This window comes from Fulvivirga kasyanovii (assembly GCF_009711405.1).
In the GTDB taxonomy this organism is placed as follows: Bacteria; Bacteroidota; Bacteroidia; order Cytophagales; family Cyclobacteriaceae; genus Fulvivirga; species Fulvivirga kasyanovii.
Map to the genome: position 1 here is coordinate 1 of NZ_SMLW01000189.1, position 1769 is coordinate 1769.

Here is a 1769-nt window from a genome sequence, read left to right on the forward strand (position 1 = left end):
AAACTCCATTTGCTGTCATCCGCCATGGAGTCCGCATCAGCGCTAAAATATTACTGATGTGAGAGATTTTTATTGAAAAAGATTCAACATGTTTCTTAAGATGTTTTTAAGATTACAGCCCGAAGTCTGTCCTCATGTTCATCTCCCCACTCACCAAATGCTTTAATAATGGGAATCAATGTTTTGCCAAAGTCTGTAAGACTATATTCCACCTTTGGTGGTACCTGAGGATATATAAGTTTATCAACAAGTTCATGTTCCACCAATTCTTTTAATTGTGCGGTCAGCACGCGTTTACTTGCCTCTGGTATCTTTCTTTGTAATTCACTTGGTCTTTGATACCCTTCGTTAATAAAATAAAGCAGGCGCATTTTCCATTTGCCAAACAGCACTTCACCGGTAAGATCTAACCCACAATTAATGTTTAATGGGATTTTCCTGTTTTTCATAGTACAAAGATACAAATAGCTATTATAGATAGAGGTGGTGATTTTTTTATCACTATATGAATCGATAATCGGTACTTGTATATGGGGCTGATATGACAAAATTTTGCGTTAAGAAACAAATTCAAATCCTATGGAAAACGAATTCAATTTTAACAATGAGTTAGCTGGTAAAATAGCGCTTGTAACCGGAGGTTCCAAGGGTGCAGGCAGGGCCATAGCAGAACGCCTATATATGGCGGGTGCTACTGTGATAATTACTGCCAGAAATAAGCCTGAAGATACTCCCTTTCATTTTATTTCTGCCGACCTGAGCGTAGCCAAAGGAACGGACAAAGTCGTAGAAGAAGTGATTTCTAATTATGGCAGACTGGATATTCTGGTTAACAGCTTAGGAGGCTCTGAGACACCAGGTGGTGGATTTGCTGCACTCAATGATGAGGATTGGGAGGAAACTATTCAAACCAACTTACTCGCACCGGTTAGGCTGGACAGAGGGTTTTTACCACAGATGATTGAGCGCAAAAGTGGGGTAATTATCCATATTGCTTCCATTCAGGGCAAGTTACCTTTATATGACTCTACCTTACCCTATGCAGCCGCAAAAGCAGGCCTGATCAACTACAGTAAAAACCTTTCTAACGAAGTTGCTTCAAAAGGTGTCCGGGTTTTGACCGTCTCTCCGGGGTGGATTATGACCAAATCTGCGGAAAGAATGATGGAAAGAATTGCTAATAGCTCAAAAACTACCGTGCAGGAAGCAACACAAAGTGTAATGAATGCTCTGGGAGGTATACCGCTTGGCAGACCTGCCAAACCGGAGGAAGTGGCGGAATTGGTTGGTTTCCTGGTATCACCACGAGCAGGATATTTAACAGGAACTGAATTTGTCATTGATGGCGGCACTATTCCAACTATTTAAATTGAAAAAACATGAACATACCAAAAGTTATAGAAACACTGATTAATGCGCAGAACAGCGGTGATAGTCAAATTTATGCTAATTGTTTTTCTGATGTAGCAATTGTTTCAGACGAAGGCAATACTTACACCGGAAGGATTGAAATCAAAGAATGGATAGAAAAAGCTCATAAAAAATATAACATGTTGATGGAGCCGGTTAAATTAGAAGAAACCGCAGTATCAAGTGTCCTGTCTGTAAAAGTAACGGGCACATTTCCCGGAAGTCCAGCTATTTTAAAATACCATATGAAAATTAAGAATGAACTTATTGATTCGTTAAAAATAACAGGTTGAAGTGATAGAGTGAGCTACATAGCTCACTTTTCAGACAAACTCCATTTGCTGTCATCCGCCATGGAG

General features: G+C 39.8%; 3 protein-coding genes. 2 read left to right on the forward strand and 1 reads right to left on the reverse strand.

Going from position 1 to position 1769, the window contains the following annotated elements:
• Positions 1–95: 95 nt before the first annotated feature.
• A complete protein-coding gene (locus E1163_RS00710; protein WP_155168607.1) occupies positions 96–449 on the reverse strand; it encodes a winged helix-turn-helix transcriptional regulator in 354 nt (117 codons plus the stop codon).
• 130 nt (positions 450–579) lie between these two features.
• Here E1163_RS00710 and E1163_RS00715 point away from each other — a divergent pair, with 130 nt between their 5' ends.
• Complete coding sequence (locus tag E1163_RS00715; RefSeq protein WP_155168608.1) at positions 580–1368, forward strand: SDR family oxidoreductase; 789 nt, start codon at positions 580–582, stop codon at positions 1366–1368.
• An 11-nt stretch (positions 1369–1379) separates the two neighbouring features.
• Complete coding sequence (locus E1163_RS00720; RefSeq protein ID WP_155168609.1) at positions 1380–1703, forward strand: nuclear transport factor 2 family protein; 324 nt, start codon at positions 1380–1382, stop codon at positions 1701–1703.
• The last annotated feature ends 66 nt before the right edge of the window (positions 1704–1769 follow it).

What these genes read in the sequence shown, in the direction of transcription:
- E1163_RS00715 (WP_155168608.1), top strand. Translation starts at nt 580, where the DNA reads ATGGAAAACGAATTCAATTTTAACAATGAGTTAGCTGGTAAAATAGCG.
- E1163_RS00720 (WP_155168609.1), top strand. Translation starts at nt 1,380, where the DNA reads ATGAACATACCAAAAGTTATAGAAACACTGATTAATGCGCAGAACAGC.
- E1163_RS00710 (WP_155168607.1), bottom strand. Translation starts at nt 449, where the DNA reads ATGAAAAACAGGAAAATCCCATTAAACATTAATTGTGGGTTAGATCTT.